We start from the raw sequence: 15,022 nt of genomic DNA on the forward strand, positions 1-15,022 counted from the left end.
GCCTCCCTTCCTCTCGAGCACACCGCGCGCCGGGCCCGCCCCCCCGGGGGGGGGGGCGCCCCCCCCCGGCCCCCCCCCCCCCCCGCCCGCCGGCCCCCCCCCCCCCCGCCACCCCCTCCCACGCAGTCCCCCACCCGCACCACCCGCCGTCCCCGCCTGACGGGGCGGCCGACCCCACCGGAGCAGCAGATGAGCCAGACCGCAGCGATCCCGCTCAGCGGCACGCTCGACCGTCCGGTCCTGCGCGGCCGTGCCGTCAGCCGCTCCGAGACCGTCCTCGCCTGGACCGTCGCAGTGGTCGCCGCCGTCCTGCTCACCGCCGCCGTCCTGTTCCTGTCCGCCGGCGGTCGCTGGTTCGTCGTCGAGACGCCCTCGATGGGCGAGGCCGCCCCGGTCGGCACGCTCGTGCTCGACCTGCCCGTCGACGTGGACACGCTCGCGGTCGGTGACGTCGTCTCCTTCGCGACCGACGCGAACCCCGGTGTCGTCTACACGCACCGCATCATCGGCATCGACGCCGAGGGCCTGCACACCCGCGGCGACATCAACGGCGCCACCGACCCGTGGACGCTCACGCAGCACGACGTCATCGGCGCGCCGGTGCTCCTCGTCCCCCACCTCGGCTGGCTGTTCCGGGCCGCCCCGATCCTGCTCGTCGGCACCCTGCTGATCTGGACCCTCACGAGCGCCTTCACCGACCGCGTGACGCGCACCTGCCTCCGCATCGCCGGCGGCGCCCTCACGGCCTCGTACGCGGCGTTCGTCCTGAAGCCGTTCGTCAACGTCACGACCATCACGAACACCTCGAGCCCGCACGGCGTCGAAGCGACGATCGTCTCCTCCGGCATCTTCCCGGTCCGTGTCGACGCCCACGGCGGCAACTCGGTCCACCTGGTGGACGGCCAGGTCGGACGCGTCGTGATCGAGGAACTCACGAAGAACGGGCACTACCAGTTGACCTCGAACATCGACCTCGACCCGGTGGGCTGGGCCGCGCTCGTCCTGGTGTGCCTCGTGCCGCTCGTGCTGTGCCTGGCCGTCGGTCGTGTCGAACCGGTGCGTGCATCGTGACCGGCCGCCCCCTGCGCTCCCTGCGCGACGGCCGGGTCGTCGCCGTCCTGCTCGTCGTCGCCCTCGCCGTGGTCGTGCTGCTGAACCAGTTCGCCCCGACCCGCTCCGCGTACAGCGCGACGGTGACGAACTCGACCAACTCCGCGGCCACCGCGCCGTACTTCACCTGCGGCGCCGCAGCGCTGGCCGACGCGTCCGGTGCGCTGTTCGCGTACGACCTCGACGAGGCCGCCGGGTCGCGCACCGCCGCCGACTCCTCCGGCAAGAACGCCGCGGGCACGTACCAGGGTTCCTTGGCCACGACCGCGAACCCCGGGGCCTGCACCCGAGACGGCGGCACCGCCTACACGCTCAACGGGTCGACGAGCTTCGTCTCGACGCCGCGCTCGTACGCGAACCCGACGACCTTCAGCGAGGAGGTCTGGTTCCGCACGACCGTCGCCGGCGGGCTGCTCATCGGCTTCGGCAGCAACCAGGTCACCACCTCGGGGCAGCACGACCGGCAGATCTACGTCAACACCGCCGGGCAGCTCGTGTTCGGCGCGTACAACGGCGCGACGCAGGTGATCACCTCGCCGAAGGCCGTCACCGACGGCGCGTGGCACCACGTCGTGTCGACCATGTCGCCGACGAACGGCATGCGCCTGTACCTCGACGGCACGCTCGTCGCGTCGAACAGCGCGTTCAAGGCACCCGAGAACTACACCGGGTACTTCCGCATCGGGTACGACACCATCAGCGGCTGGCCGGGTGCCCCGGGCAACTTCTTCTTCACCGGCCAGATGCGCTACGCCGCCGTGTACTCGACGGAACTGACCGCGACGCAGGTCGCGAACCACGCCGCGGCCGGTCGCTGACGCGGCCACGAGCCGGACGGGAGGCCCGTGGCGGGGCCGCCACGGGCCTCCCGTCCGTCCGTGAGCGGGTGGGGGAAACCCCCACCCGATCGTGCGGCCACCACCGTCGAGGGCTGCTCGCGTCCGCCCCTACTGTGAAGCCGTGCAGAAAGCGACCGCCCTCTGGAGCTCCGCAGTGGACCTCCTCCTCGACGCGTTCCTCGGGTTCGTCTGGTTCATCCTCGTCGTCACGCTCCTCGCCACCTCGATCGGCAGCATCCCCGCGGCAGGTCTGGGGGTGCTGCTCCTGGTGGCCACCACCCTGACGGCTCGGTGGGTCGCCGAGGTCGAGCGCCGCCGCGCAGCGGCCCTCCACGACGTCGAGATCCCCCGTCCGGTCCGCAGGGCGACCCGCGTCACCGGACCCTGGCGCCCCGTGGTGCAGGCGTTCGTCGACCTCGCCGACCCGGTGACCTGGCGGGTCCTGGCGCACCACCTGGTGTCCACCGTGCTCGGCTGGGGCTTCCTCGGACTCGTGACGCTCGCGCCGTTCGTCGTGACGACGGCCCGGAGCGGTCCCCTGCTGGGATTCCTGCCCGGCGGCACGGCCGGCGGTGTCCTCGCCGGCGTGGTGCTCCTCGTGGTGACCGTGCTGTACGTGTGGGGCGCCGGCAGTCTCGACCGGGCGCTCGCGCCGCTGCTCCTCGGTTCGAGCCGGACCGCTGCGCTGCAGGACCGCATCGACCGCCTCACGGACGCCCGGCAGGGAGCGGTCGACGCCGCGACGACCGAACGACTCCGCATCGAGCGCGACCTGCACGACGGCGTGCAGCCGCGGCTGGTGGCACTGGCGATGACCCTCGGGATGGCGCGGTCGCGGTTCGACAGCGACCCCGCGGCCACCCGGGAGCTCCTCGACCAGGCGCACCGCGACGCGAAGGACTCGATCACCGAGCTCCGGCAGCTCGCCCGGGGCATCCACCCGGCGATCCTCACCGACCGCGGGCTCGACGCCGCACTGTCCGCCGTCGCCGCGCGCAACGCCGTCCCCACGGCCGTCGACGTGGCGCTCACCGCCCGCCCGCGGCCCGAGGTCGAGGCGGTCCTGTACTTCGCCGTCGCCGAGGCGCTCACGAACGTCGCGAAGCACTCCGGCGCCACGCGGTGTTCGGTCACCGTCGACCAGGTACCCGGCGGCCTCCGCACCGTGGTGTGGGACGACGGCGTCGGCGGCGCAGGCACCGACGGACACCCCGGCGGAGGCCTCAGCGGGATGCGGGACCGCGTCCGTGCGGCCGGCGGGACCCTGCTGACCGAGAGCCCCGTCGGCGGCCCGACCCGAGTGACCGTGGAGGTCCCGTGCGCATCGTGATCGCCGAGGACGCCGTCCTCCTCCGTGCCGGACTCGTCCGCCTGCTCACCGACGCCGGACACCAGGTGACGGCCGCCGTCGACACCGCTCCGGCCCTGCTCGACGCCGTCGCCGCCGACCGCCCCGACCTGGCGATCGTCGACGTCCGGATGCCCCCGACCTTCACCGACGAGGGGGTCCGTGCCGGTGTCCTCATCCGGGCGCAGCACCCCGGGGTCGCGGTGCTCGTGCTCTCCCAGTACGTCGAGGAGCGCTACGCCGCCGACCTCATCACGAGCGACACCGCGGGGCTCGGGTACCTGCTCAAGGACCGCGTGGTCGAGGTCGACGAGTTCCTCGGTGACGTCGCCCGGGTCGGCTCGGGCGGCACCGTGTTCGACCCCGAGGTGGTCGCGCAGATCCTCGCCCGCTCCCGCCGCACGGACGGCATCGACACCCTGTCCCCTCGGGAGCTCCAGGTCCTGCAGCTCATGGCCGAGGGACGGTCGAACAGCGCCGTCGGTGCCGAGCTGCACATCACCGAGAGCTCCGTCGAGAAGCACGTGTCCGCCGTGTTCACCAAGCTCGGCGTCCCGGCGGAGGGCACCGGCAACCGCCGCGTGCTCGCCGTCCTCCGCTACCTGTCCGAGGCCGCCGGCCCGGGACGCTGACCGCGCACCTGCCCCGCCATCCCATCCCGCACCACCACCCGAAGGAACGAGTTCCCCGTGACGACGACCGCCCCGCCCACCAGCACCACGCCCCCGCCGGCTCCCCGGCGTCCCCGCACCCTGCGGACCGTCCTGCTCGTGGTCGGCTCCGTCCTGCTCGTCGCGCTGCTCGCCCTCGTCGTCGTGCAGTCCGTCGCCGCTTCCGACCGCCAGGACCACTCCCGGACGAGTGCCGTCGACGAGTCCTTCGACCGCATCCGGATCGACACCGGTTCGACCGACATCCGCATCGAGCGGGCTGACGTGGACCGCACGGAGATCGTCTTCGTCGCCGGGGACACCCGGCTGCGTGAGCGGCACGCGGTCCGCGACGGCGTGCTGGACCTGACCGTCGCCGGTCCGGCGTGGAGCATCGTCGACCTGTCCGTCGGGGTCCGTCAGGGTGCGGACCTGACGGTGCGGGTGCCGTCGGACGCCGCGGACGTCCCGATCGAGGTCGGCGCCACCTCCGGCGACGTGCTGCTCGCCGGCACCTGGGGCGACGTCGCCCTGACGAGCACCGCCGGTGACGTCGCGTTCGACGGTCGCGCGGACACCCTGACGGTCGAGGCGACCTCGGGGGACGTGGACCTCGCACTCGGCGCGGCGCCGCGGAGCGTCACGGTCGACACCACCTCCGGCGACCAGGAGGTCCGCCTGCCGGACGGCCGGTACGCGATCACCGCCGAGGCGACCGTCGGCGACGTCGAGAACGAACTCGGCACCGACCCGGCTGCCGCGCAGCGGTACCGGTTCACGGCGGTCGCGGGCGACATCGAGATCGAGCGCGGGCCGGGTCGCTGACGGGACGACGGACGGACGGGAGGCGCGTGGCGGGGCCGCCATGCGCCTCCCGTCCGGCTCCGGCACTGTCCCGAGCACGTGCGCCGACCGGACAGCGTGTCCCTCGGTCACCCTGGTCGCTCCCGGGGATCCGGCGTACCCAGGACCCTCACCGTCCGACCACGGGAGGAACCCACATGACCAAGGACGCGAACGCCGCCACGCAGGAGAAGCTCGGCGGGATCCTCGAGGCCCGCGACTGGAGCCGCATGCACGAGGCCTGGCACGAGGACGTCGTCGACCACGACCCCGCGCCCGGTCAGGCGCCCGGACTCGCCGGCATCGTCGACTTCTGGACCGAGTTCACCACGGCGTTCCCCGACGTCACGCTCGAGGCCGACCCGCTGGTCGTCACCGACGACTTCGTCACCGCGGTCTTCACCATCCACGGCACGCACACCGGTCCGTTCCAGGGACACGAGCCGACCGGGCGGTCGTTCACCGTCCGCGGCATCCAGGTGTCCAAGTTCGTCGACGGGAAGATCGCCGAGCGCTGGGGGTCCACCGACCAGCAGGGCATCGAGGAGCAGCTGCAGCTCGGCTCGTCGGACGTGCAGTTCGTCAGCAAGGGCTGACCCCGCCGCCGCACCGGACGCCCCGGGTACGCTCGGGGCGTCCGGTACCAGCCGGGTCCGCCCTCGTCGAAAGGCACCCGTGCGTCTCCGAGCCCTCCTCGCCACCGTCGTCGTCGGAGCGCTCGCGCCCGTCCTGCTCGTCGCCGGACCGGCGTCCGCCCACGACGTGCTGGTCTCGTCCGACCCGGCGGCCGACGCGACGGTCGCGGGAGACCTGGACCGCATCACCCTGACCCTGTCCGAACCGCCGCTCAGCGGCCTGCAGACCGGCATCGTGATCAGCGTCACCGACGCGCAGGACGCCGAGCACACGTCCGGTGACGTGACCGTCGAGGGCAACACCATCGGCAAGGACCTCGACGTCTCCGAGACGGGGTCCTACCTGGTGCGGTGGCGGAGCGTGTCCGTCGACGGGCACCCGATCTCCGGCGAGTACCGGTTCGCGTCGAGCGGCCCGGCAGCGCTCGACCCCTCGACCTCCGGCGTCGCGGAGACACCGGCCCCGACCGCTGCAGCGTCCTCCGCAGCACCGACCGTGACCGCGACGGCGGACGCCGCGTCCGGGACCTCCGACGAGGTGTCGGCGACCCAGGCGGCGGCCGCCCCGGTCGATCACCGACACCACACGATCCTGCTGCTGATCGTCGCGCTCGTCGTCGTCGGGTTCGCCGGCGTCGTCGGCGTCCGCGCGCTGCTGGCTCGTCGGAACGGCGTCCCCGCTGACGGCACGGCTGCGGACGGCCCGGCTGCCGACAGCACCACCGAGGACGGCACGCGCCGGTGACCCGGGTGGGGCAGAGCCCGTCGGCTGCGGCTGCGGCTGCGGCTGCCCGCGCGGCGCTCGCCGCCGTCGCCGGTCCCGGCGCCGTTCCGCTCGTGCCCGCGATGCCGAGCACCTCGGACCCTCGGGCGGCTGCCGTGCTCATGCTCTTCGGCGTCCTCGACCGGGTGCCCGCCGAGCGCGCAGCGGCGGCCGACGCCGTGCACCGCGACCTCGACGTCCTGCTGCTCGCACGAGCGTCGACCCTCCGCTCGCACCCGGGCGAGATCGCGTTCCCCGGCGGGCGCATCGACCCCGGCGACGCCGACGCGCCCGCAGCAGCCCTGCGCGAGGCCCGCGAGGAGACCGGGCTCGACCCCGCCGGCGTCGAGGTCCTCGGGACCCTGCCCGCCGTGCCGCTCGCGCACTCGAACCACCTGGTGCGGCCGGTGCTCGGGTGGTGGAAGGAACCGACACCCGTGCGGGTCGTCGACGAGGGGGAGTCCGCCGCGGTCTTCCGGACACCCGTCGCCGACCTCCTCGACCCGGCGAACCGCGGGGTCACCGTGCTGCGCCGAGGCGGTCAGGAGTGGCGCGGGTCGGCCTTCACGGTCAGGTCCGACCAGGGCGTGCACACGCTCTGGGGGTTCACCGCGATGCTCCTCGACGCGCTCTTCGACCGGCTCGGTTGGACGGAGCCGTGGGACGCCTCGCACGAGCTGCCCCTGCCGTCCGGACGCTGACCGGACGTCGTAGGGTCGGGGCATGACCGTCGTCGCCCTCGTGTTCGCCGCTCTCGCCGCGCTCCTGCACGTGTACATCTTCGTGCTCGAGTCCGTCCTCTGGACCACCCCGCGAGCGCGGAACACCTTCGGCACCTCGGAGCAGGAGGCCGCCGCCACCCGCTCGCTCGCGTTCAACCAGGGCTTCTACAACCTGTTCCTCGCCGTGCTCGTGCTGGTCGGCATCGTCGTCGTCACGTCCGGTGGTACCGCGGTCGGCCTGACCCTCGTCGTCGCGGGGACCGGGAGCATGCTCGCCGCCGCACTGGTGCTGTTCACGAGCGACGCGACGAAGCGCCGGGCCGCGAGCACCCAGGGCGCACTGCCGCTCCTGGCGCTGGTCGCGCTCGGGATCGCCGCGCTGGTCTAGACGAGGTCGGCGAGCAGCGTCTCGACCCGCCGCCGGACCTCGTCGCGCACCGGACGGACCTGCTCGATCGGCAGGCCGGCCGGGTCGGTGAGCGCCCAGTCCTCGTAGCGCTTGCCCGGGAACACCGGGCAGGCATCGCCGCACCCCATCGTGACGACGACGTCGGCCTGGCGGACCGCGTCGGTGGTCAGGACGGCGGGCTGCTCGCCCGCGATGTCGATGCCCTCCTCGGCCATCGCCTGCACCGCGACCGCGTTGATCCGGTCGGCGGGTTCGGACCCGGCGGAGAACACGTCGACGCGGTCGCCGGCCAGGTGCCGCAGCCACCCGGCTGCCATCTGGGAGCGGCCGGCGTTGTGGACGCAGACGAACAGGACGGCGGGCTTCTGGTCGGGCACGGTGACTCCGGTGGTCGGTCGGGAAGGGTGCGCTCATCCTGCCGCACCGAGGTGGACGGACGGGACGGCCGACGACCGGGCCGCGCGACGGACGGGAGCCCGTGGCGGGCCGGCACCGTGCCTCCCGTCCGTCCCGTGGTGCCGAAGGGTCAGCTGGCCGCGGGCTGACAGCGGGGGCACCACCAGACACGTCGGGGCGCGGAGCCGACCACCTCGACGTCGTCGCGGGCGCGCACCCGCGTGCCGCAGCGCAGGCACGGCCGACCGGCGCGGCCGACGACCCAGTGGCGCTCGCCGCGACGGAGCACCCCGGTCGTCACCTGGTACGCGTCGGGCGTGGTCGCGGAGTGGCGGAGCATCCGCTGCGCGGCGTCGAGCAGCGCGGCCACGTCGACCGTGCCGATCGGCCGGTCCGGGTGCAGCCCGCGCAGGAAGCCGAGCTCGTTCGCCCAGAGGTTGCCGAGCCCTGCCACGCGCCGCTGGTCGAGCAGGACGGTGCGCACGGGCAGGTCCGGATCGGCCGTGCAGCGGCGGACGGCCTCGTCACGGTCGAAGTCCTCGTGCAGCAGGTCGGGCCCGAGGTGCCCGATCGCCAGGTGCTCGTCGCGGGTGGCGAGCAGTTCGACCACGGGCAGGGCGATCCCCCACACCGTGCGACCGTCGTCGAGGGCCATGCGCACCCGGGCGTCCTGCGCGGCGCGTGTCGGCAGCCGCTTCCCCGCGCCCGTCGTGGTCCACGAGCCGGTCATCCGCATGTGGGTGTGGAGCGTCGTGCCGTCGTTGAACCGGGTGAGCAGGTGCTTGCCGTGCGTGGCGTGCTCGACGATGCGTCGACCGCCGAGCGGGGTACCGGCGTCGGCGCCGCCGCGGAGCTCGCCACGGGCGACCAGCGCGCCGTCGACCGCACGGAGTCGGACTGCCAGGCGGTGGACGGAGTCACCCTCGGGCATGGCCCAACGCTAGGCGGGGCCACCGACAGCGGTGCTGCCCCGTGTCCCGGTGCCCGTCAGGCCGCTGCGGCGTGCTCCCGGAGCGCCGGGCAGTGCTCGGGCGTCGGGTGCTCGGTGATCGCGATGACCTCGTCGAGCCGGTCCCGGGCGGCCTCGAGCTCCGCGAGCTGCGCGGTGATCCGGTCGCGCTCGGCCACGAGCAGCGCGAACGACCCGGGCGTCGCCACCCCGGCGTCGACGCACGGCAGCAGCTGCACGATGGTGCGGCTCGGGAGTCCGGCGGCGAAGAGCTGCTGCACGAGCCGCACCCGTTCGACGGACACCGCGGCGTAGGTCCGCTGGCCGCCCGCGGTCCGCTCCGCCGTGAGCAGTCCCTGCTCCTCGTAGTACCGCAGCGAGCGCACGCTCGCCCCGGTCGCTGCCGCGAGGTCACCGATCCGCACGTCGTCTCCGATCTGCACTTGCACCTGACACCGATGTGAGGTCCTACCGTAGCCGAGCCGCCGCGGGAAGTGCCCGCCCGGCAGGAGGACACCATGGACATCGCCGGATCCGTCGCACTCGTCACCGGGTCGAACCGGGGCATCGGCCGCCGCTTCGTCACGCAGCTGCTCGAGCGTGGCGCGTCGAAGGTCTACGCGACCGCACGCCGCCCCGAGCTCGTCGACGTCGAGGGCGTCGAGGTGCTGCCGCTCGACATCACCGACGAGGCGTCCGTCGCCGCCGCGGCAGCCGCCGCGCAGGACGTCACGCTGCTCGTCAACAACGCCGGGATCGCGACCACCGGGTCACTGCTCCGCGACGACCTGACCGACGCCCGTCGGGAGATGGACACGCACTACTGGGGCACGCTCTCGGTGCTGCGGGCGTTCACGCCGGTCATCGAGCGCAACGGTGGCGGCGCGGTCGTGAACGTGCTGTCGGCGCTGTCGTGGTTCGTGTACCCGGGGTCCGGCGCGTACGCGGCGGCGAAGGCAGCGGAGTGGAACCTGACCAACGCCGTGCGACTCGAGCTCGCCGGATCGGGGATCACCGTGCAGGGGCTGCACCTCGGCGCAGCAGACACCGACATCATGGCCGGGTACGAGGGGTCGATGGTCGATCCCGCCGACGTCGCCCGGGCCTCGCTCGACGGGGTGGAGCAGGGGGTCGCCGAGGTCCTCGTGGACGAGTGGAGCCGCGGGGTGAAGGCGTCGCTGCAGGGACGGCCGGAGTCGTTCTACGCGCAGTTCGCCTGAGCCGGAGGGCGACGGTCGACGAGCGGCTCCAGCGCGTCGACCACCAGGTCAGGGCGTGTGACGAACGGGTGGTGGCCGGTCGGCAGCTCGACGGTCCGCGTCGCCCTGGACGCGTGGTCGCGCTGCAGGGCCACCGTGGTGCTGCGGTCGTCGAGGCAGACCAGCGCGGTGGACTCGGCGTCGGCCCACCCGCTCCGTGTGGTCGGGGAGCCGAACGCCTCCGCGGCCTGGCTCGTCGTCCGGTCGAAGGCCGCGCGCTGGGTCGGGTCGTCCCCGTCCTGCAGGAAACGTGCGCCGAAGGACGCCGGGTCGTACCCGTCGAGTGCGACCCGGCCGTCGTCGACCCGCACGGCGACCGGGTCCGGCTCCTCGGACATGATCGATCCCTGCGACGCTCCGACCGGCGGGGTGTAGCTCGAGACGAGCACCAGGTGTCGGACCGAGGGGTGGGTGCCGGCCTCGGCGATCACCGTGCCGCCGTACGAGTGCCCCACCAGCACGACGTCGTCGTGCTGGTCGAGCACGGCACGGAGCGCTGCCGCGTCCGCCTGCAGGTCTCCCCGGGCAGCATCGGTCTCTCCGCACGAGGGCAGGGCGACCGCGATGCTGTCCACGCCGGTGCGCTCACGGAGCAGGTCACCGGTGGGTCGCCACCACCAGGCGCCGTCGCGCACGAGGGCGCCGTGGACGAAGACGAGGACGGGAGCACCGGTCATGCCCTGAACCTAGGCAGTGTCCGCGGTGTCGTCCACCGTGTTCGCCGAGGGCGACCGCAGACGGACGGGAGGCGCGGTGCCAGCCGACACCGCGCCTCCAGTCCGTCACCCCGTCGTGTCAGGACCCGGAGCGCTCGTCCGACCAGCCGACGGACGTCTCCCCCGGTGCCGGATCGAGGGTCGCATCGACACCGGGGTCCGCCGCCACCGTTTCGGCGTGGTCGACGGGGGTGTCCGAGGTCACCGTGCCGCCCCCGGTGGACTCCGACTCCGGTCGGCCGCGCAGCCGGCGACGCAGCGCGCGGAGCGGTCCTCCGCCCCCGGTCCGTTGCGCGGGGGCCTCGACCTCGAGGCCGTAGTACGCGCCCACGTGCTCGAGCAGCACCTCGCGCTCGGCCCGGTCGTAGGCACGGCGCTCCCGTCGGAACGCGATCACCATCGACCAGCAGGTGAGGAGCAGCACCACGCTGAAGGGCAGCGCCGTCGTGATCGCCGCGGTCTTCAGCGCGTCGAGTCCGCCGGTCAGCAGGAGGGCGATCGCGAGCAGGGCGGTCACGAGCGCGAAGAACACCCGGAGCCAGTTCTTCGGCTCGAGGTCACCGCCCGAGGCGATCATCGCCATCACGAGGGACCCCGAGTCGGACGAGGTCACGAAGAAGATGCCGATGAGGATGATCGCGCCGAAGGTCAGCACGACACCGGCGGGCAGGTCCTGGAGCAGACCGAACAGCGCGCCCTCGACGTCGACGGTGCCGTCGGAACCGACCAGACCGCCCCGGCCGGAGACCTCGCGGTTGATCGCCGCACCACCCAGCACCGAGAACCACAGGAACGTGAGCAGGGTGGGGACGAGCAGCACGCCGAACACGAACTCGCGTACGGTTCGGCCCTTCGACACCCGGGCGATGAAGATACCGACGAACGGCGCCCACGACATCCACCAGCCCCAGTAGAACGTGGTCCAGGCACCCTGCCACTCCTCGCCGGCCGAACCCTGCTGGGCGGTGACGTTGAACGAGAGCCCGACGACGTTCTGCAGGTACGCGCCGATCGACTGCACGAAGTCGCGGAGCAGGTACTGGGTCGGTCCGACGACCAGGACGAACACGAGCAGCGCCGCGGCGAGCAGCAGGTTCACGTTCGACAGGATCTTCATGCCCTTCGCCACACCGGTGACGAGCGACACGATGGTGAGCGCGGTGATCACGGCGATGATCGCGATCTGGCTGACGGTGCTGCTCTCGGCGATGCCGGCGCTCTCGAGGCCCGCGCCGATCTGCAGCACACCGAGGCCGAGTGACGTCGCGACGCCGAACAGCGTGCCGATGAGGGCCACGACGTCGATGACGTTGCCCCAGCCGCCGCGGACGCGGTTGCCGAGCAGGGGTTCGAGTGCCCACCGGATCGACACCGGGCGGCCGCGGCGGTGGATCGCGTACGCCAGGGCCATGCCGAGGACGACGTAGATCGCCCAGGCATGGAGACCCCAGTGCAGGAAGGTCTGGGTCATGGCCTCCTGCGCCAGGTGCTGCTCCGACCCGGAGACACCGGGACGCGGGTCGGCGAAGTGGCTCAGGGGTTCGGAGACGCCGTAGAAGACGAGCCCGATGCCCATGCCGGCGGCGAAGAGCAACGAGAACCAGGAGCGCGTGCTGAACTCCGGCTCGTCCTGGTCCTTGCCGAGCTTGATGTCGCCGAACCGGCTGAAGCCCACGAACAGGGCGAAGGCGACGAAGAACGCTGCCGCCAGCACGTAGTACCAGCTGAAGTTCCGGACGATGCCGGCCTGCAGCGTGGTGAACACCGCCTCGGCGGACGCCGGCGCGACGAGCGTCCACGCGACGAACGCGAGCACGATGACGGCGGCGGGCCAGAAGACCCAGCGGGACAGCCCCGGGGTGGTCCGGACGGGCTCGCCCGGGCGGAGCTGGTCGGCGGCGGGTTCGGGTGGTCTCGTCGTGGCCATCCGTCCATGGTGCCCGACCTCCTGTGCGGTTGCTCAGGATGCCGGACGGGCCCGCGACGGCGGAGGGTCGTCCGTCCGCCGCCGCGAGCGTGCCGCTACCGCTGCTGCAGGAAGTCGGCGACCGCCGTTCCGCCGCCGTTGAAGCGGATCGTGCGGCCGGCGGTCGACGGGTCCTCGACGACGTCGGCGACCACGTGGGCCACGTCGCCGCGCGGGACCTGCGACGCCGAACCGTCCCAGTCCACCGAGCCGGTCGGCTCGTCGTCGGTCAGGGTGCTCGGCGCGACGACGGTCCACTGCAGCCCGGAGTCCCGGAGGACGGCGTCGGCGATCATCTTCGACTGCGCGTAGGCGAAGAAGTCCTGGTCCTGCGGGATGCCGTGGTCGAGCTTCGACCCGGACCACGAGACCATCACGTACCGGTCGACCCCGGCCTGTGCGGCACCCTGCACGGACAGCACGGCGGCGTCGCGGTCGATCGCCCAGGTGCGGTCCGCGGAACCGCCTCCGGCACCGGCCGACCAGACGACGGCGTCGTGCCCGCGGACCAGCTCGGCGAAGTCGGTGAGCGACTGCTCCTGCACGTCGGCCACCCGGGGCTCGCCGCCGTGCGCGCGCACCTCGTCCTGCTGGTCGGGGTTCCGGATGACGGACGTGACGCGGTGGCCGCGCTCGGTGAGGATGCGGGTGGCGAGGAGTGCGACCTTGCCGTGGCCGCCGAACAGGATGACGTTGCTCATGGGCCGGACGGTACGCGGCACGGCTCGGAAGGGGCGGGAGCGGTCCGTCCCCCAGCGCCCGGCGAGTACCGTCCGGGGCGACACGACGGGAGAACCATGAGCAAGCACGACGAGCAGCACACCCTGGTCCGCACCCTGGCACTCGGGGTCCTCAGCGGCGGTCGGAGCGGCACCCCGCTGGCCGTCCTCGCCCTGAACCACGACAACAAGGCCCTGAAGGGTGACTGGCAGCAGTGGAAGGCCTTCAGCACGCCGCTCGGCCGCGGCCTGCTCGTCGCGTCGGCCATCGGCGAGCTCATCGGCGACAAGTCCCCGAAGGCCCCCGCCCGCATCTCCCCGATGGGGCTGATCGGCCGCATCGGTGCCGGCGCGTTCGCCGGGGCGGCGCTCGGCACGACGGGCAGCCGTGACCTCCGCATCGAGGGCGCGATCCTCGGCGGTGTCGGCGCGATCGTCGGCAGCTTCGCCGGGTGGGCTGCCCGCAAGCTCCTCAGCAGCTCGGGCCTGCCCGACCCGGTCGGCGCGCTCGCCGAGGACGCGGCGGTCATCGCCGGTTCCGTCAAGGCGGTCAGCGGGTCCTGACCGGACGGACACCGGACGGGAGGCTCGTGGCGGACCCGCCACGGGCCTCCCGTCCGTCCGTCGTCCGGTCCGTCGCCGTTCCGTACGCCGTCCCGACCGACGGGGAGCACCACCAGTGCCTGCCGCGCACGGGTGCGCGCGCCTAGCGTGGCCCGCATGGACATCGTCGTCATCGGAGCCACCGGACACATCGGCACCTTCCTGGTCCCCCGCCTCGTCCGGGCCGGCCACCGCGTCACCGTCGTGACGCGCGGTACCAGCAGCCCCTACGCGGACTCCCCCGAGTGGGACCAGGTCGAGCGGATCACCGCCGACCGCGAGCAGGAGGACCGCGACGGCACGTTCGGCGCCCGCATCGCCGCACTCGGCGCGGACGCCGTCGTCGACCTCGTCTGCTTCACCCTCGGGTCGGCCGAGCAGCTCGTCCGGGCACTCCGCGGCAGTCGGACCCACCTGGTGCACTGCGGCTCGATCTGGCGCGCGGGTGTCTCGCACGTCCTCCCGATCACGGAGGACACCGCCACACCGCCGTTCGGCGAGTACGGCACGCAGAAGGACGCCATCGCCCGGATGCTCGAGCAGGAGACCGCCGACGGGGGTGTCACCACGACGTCGATCCACCCCGGGCACATCAGCGGTCCGGGCTGGGTGCCGATCGGTCCGCTCGGCAACCTCGACCCCGCGGTCGTCGAACGGCTGGCGGCGGGCGAGGTCGTCGAGGTGCCCGGCCTCGGCGCGGAGTCGATGGCCCACGTGCACGCCGACGACGTCGCGCAGCTGTTCCAGCTCGCGGTCGAACAGCGGGACGCCGCGGCCGGACGGGCCTTCTTCGCGACGGCGTCGACCGCGCTGACCGTGCGCGGGTACGCCCACCTGGTCGCGTCGTGGGCCGGTCGGGAGGCACGGCTCGAGTCCGTCAGCTGGGACCGGTTCCGCGAGACCACGGCCCCCGAGCACGCCGACGCCAGCTGGGAGCACCTGTCCCGCAGCCAGGTGTTCAGCACCGAGGAGCCGCAGCGGGTGCTCGGCTACGCACCGGCGTACACGGCGTCGGAGACGGTCCGCGACGCACTGCGCTGGCAGGTCGAACACGGCGCCCTCGACGTGCCGGAGACGTTCCGGCCCTGACCCCGA

General features: G+C 73.3%; 18 protein-coding genes. 12 read left to right on the plus strand and 6 right to left on the minus strand.

The genetic code is table 11. From position 1 onward, the window contains the following. Positions 1-189 precede the first annotated feature (189 nt). The 9 genes from ACIPEQ_RS11440 to ACIPEQ_RS11480 all read left to right on the plus strand — a co-directional run bounded on the left by ACIPEQ_RS11440 (position 190) and on the right by ACIPEQ_RS11480 (position 7,298). Entirely contained in the window at positions 190-1,071 is an 882-nt protein-coding gene (locus ACIPEQ_RS11440) for a S26 family signal peptidase (RefSeq protein ID WP_402715261.1), read from the plus strand. Continuing rightward, complete coding sequence (locus tag ACIPEQ_RS11445; RefSeq protein WP_402715262.1) at positions 1,068-1,928, plus strand: LamG domain-containing protein; 861 nt, start codon at positions 1,068-1,070, stop codon at positions 1,926-1,928. Before ACIPEQ_RS11440 ends, ACIPEQ_RS11445 begins: the two co-directional genes overlap by 4 nt. Positions 1,929-2,070: 142 nt before the next feature. Beyond that, positions 2,071-3,279, plus strand: coding sequence for a sensor histidine kinase (locus tag ACIPEQ_RS11450; protein ID WP_402715263.1), 1,209 nt, complete (start codon positions 2,071-2,073; stop codon positions 3,277-3,279). Continuing rightward, the gene (locus ACIPEQ_RS11455) at positions 3,267-3,929 is read left to right on the plus strand and encodes a response regulator transcription factor (protein ID WP_402715264.1); all 663 of its coding nucleotides are present in this window, start codon (positions 3,267-3,269) and stop codon (positions 3,927-3,929) included. Before ACIPEQ_RS11450 ends, ACIPEQ_RS11455 begins: the two co-directional genes overlap by 13 nt. A gap of 57 nt (positions 3,930-3,986) precedes the next feature. After that, positions 3,987-4,772: a DUF4097 family beta strand repeat-containing protein gene (locus ACIPEQ_RS11460; protein WP_402715265.1), complete on the plus strand. Its 786-nt coding sequence runs from the start codon at positions 3,987-3,989 to the stop codon at positions 4,770-4,772. 176 nt (positions 4,773-4,948) lie between these two features. Beyond that, a complete protein-coding gene (locus ACIPEQ_RS11465) occupies positions 4,949-5,386 on the plus strand; it encodes an ester cyclase (protein ID WP_402715266.1) in 438 nt (145 codons plus the stop codon). Between the two features lie 79 nt (positions 5,387-5,465). Continuing rightward, positions 5,466-6,170 (plus strand): copper resistance protein CopC, encoded by a 705-nt coding sequence (locus ACIPEQ_RS11470; RefSeq protein WP_402715267.1) that lies wholly within the window; start codon positions 5,466-5,468, stop codon positions 6,168-6,170. Further along, positions 6,167-6,889, plus strand: a complete 723-nt coding sequence (locus tag ACIPEQ_RS11475; protein WP_402715268.1) for an NUDIX hydrolase — start codon at positions 6,167-6,169, stop codon at positions 6,887-6,889. Before ACIPEQ_RS11470 ends, ACIPEQ_RS11475 begins: the two co-directional genes overlap by 4 nt. A gap of 22 nt (positions 6,890-6,911) precedes the next feature. Continuing rightward, positions 6,912-7,298, plus strand: a complete 387-nt coding sequence (locus ACIPEQ_RS11480) for a DUF1304 domain-containing protein (protein WP_402715269.1) — start codon at positions 6,912-6,914, stop codon at positions 7,296-7,298. Here the strand turns inward: ACIPEQ_RS11480 and ACIPEQ_RS11485 are convergent. The 3 genes from ACIPEQ_RS11485 to ACIPEQ_RS11495 all read right to left on the minus strand — a co-directional run bounded on the left by ACIPEQ_RS11485 (position 7,295) and on the right by ACIPEQ_RS11495 (position 9,113). Then, entirely contained in the window at positions 7,295-7,696 is a 402-nt protein-coding gene (locus ACIPEQ_RS11485) for an arsenate reductase ArsC (RefSeq protein WP_402715270.1), read from the minus strand. The genes ACIPEQ_RS11480 and ACIPEQ_RS11485 overlap by 4 nt on opposite strands. Before the next feature lie 149 nt (positions 7,697-7,845). Then, complete coding sequence (locus ACIPEQ_RS11490; RefSeq protein WP_402715271.1) at positions 7,846-8,646, minus strand: DNA-formamidopyrimidine glycosylase family protein; 801 nt, start codon at positions 8,644-8,646, stop codon at positions 7,846-7,848. A gap of 56 nt (positions 8,647-8,702) precedes the next feature. Then, the gene (locus tag ACIPEQ_RS11495; RefSeq protein ID WP_402715272.1) at positions 8,703-9,113 is read right to left on the minus strand and encodes a MerR family transcriptional regulator; all 411 of its coding nucleotides are present in this window, start codon (positions 9,111-9,113) and stop codon (positions 8,703-8,705) included. Between the two features lie 69 nt (positions 9,114-9,182). Here ACIPEQ_RS11495 and ACIPEQ_RS11500 point away from each other — a divergent pair, with 69 nt between their 5' ends. Beyond that, positions 9,183-9,884: an SDR family oxidoreductase gene (locus ACIPEQ_RS11500; RefSeq protein WP_402715273.1), complete on the plus strand. Its 702-nt coding sequence runs from the start codon at positions 9,183-9,185 to the stop codon at positions 9,882-9,884. On the opposite strand, the gene ACIPEQ_RS11505 is transcribed toward ACIPEQ_RS11500, so the two are convergent. From ACIPEQ_RS11505 to ACIPEQ_RS11515, 3 genes are all read right to left on the minus strand, one after another. Beyond that, a complete protein-coding gene (locus ACIPEQ_RS11505) occupies positions 9,866-10,600 on the minus strand; it encodes an alpha/beta fold hydrolase (RefSeq protein ID WP_402715274.1) in 735 nt (244 codons plus the stop codon). The two genes, ACIPEQ_RS11500 and ACIPEQ_RS11505, sit on opposite strands and share 19 nt — an antisense overlap. A gap of 118 nt (positions 10,601-10,718) precedes the next feature. After that, positions 10,719-12,566 carry a BCCT family transporter gene (locus ACIPEQ_RS11510; RefSeq protein ID WP_402715275.1) on the minus strand — a complete coding sequence of 616 codons (1,848 nt, stop codon included), beginning with the start codon at positions 12,564-12,566 and terminating at the stop codon, positions 10,719-10,721. 95 nt (positions 12,567-12,661) lie between these two features. After that, positions 12,662-13,306: an NAD(P)H-binding protein gene (locus ACIPEQ_RS11515; protein ID WP_402715276.1), complete on the minus strand. Its 645-nt coding sequence runs from the start codon at positions 13,304-13,306 to the stop codon at positions 12,662-12,664. Between the two features lie 96 nt (positions 13,307-13,402). Between ACIPEQ_RS11515 and ACIPEQ_RS11520 the strand changes: the two genes are divergently transcribed. Together ACIPEQ_RS11520 and ACIPEQ_RS11525 are read left to right on the plus strand one after the other, a co-directional pair. Further along, the gene (locus tag ACIPEQ_RS11520) at positions 13,403-13,888 is read left to right on the plus strand and encodes a DUF4126 family protein (protein WP_402715277.1); all 486 of its coding nucleotides are present in this window, start codon (positions 13,403-13,405) and stop codon (positions 13,886-13,888) included. 156 nt (positions 13,889-14,044) lie between these two features. Then, positions 14,045-15,016 (plus strand): NAD-dependent epimerase/dehydratase family protein, encoded by a 972-nt coding sequence (locus ACIPEQ_RS11525; protein ID WP_402715278.1) that lies wholly within the window; start codon positions 14,045-14,047, stop codon positions 15,014-15,016. Positions 15,017-15,022 lie beyond the last annotated feature (6 nt).

The sequence above is a fragment of the Curtobacterium sp. NPDC087080 genome (genome assembly GCF_044745105.1).
In the GTDB taxonomy this organism is placed as follows: domain Bacteria; phylum Actinomycetota; class Actinomycetes; order Actinomycetales; family Microbacteriaceae; genus Curtobacterium.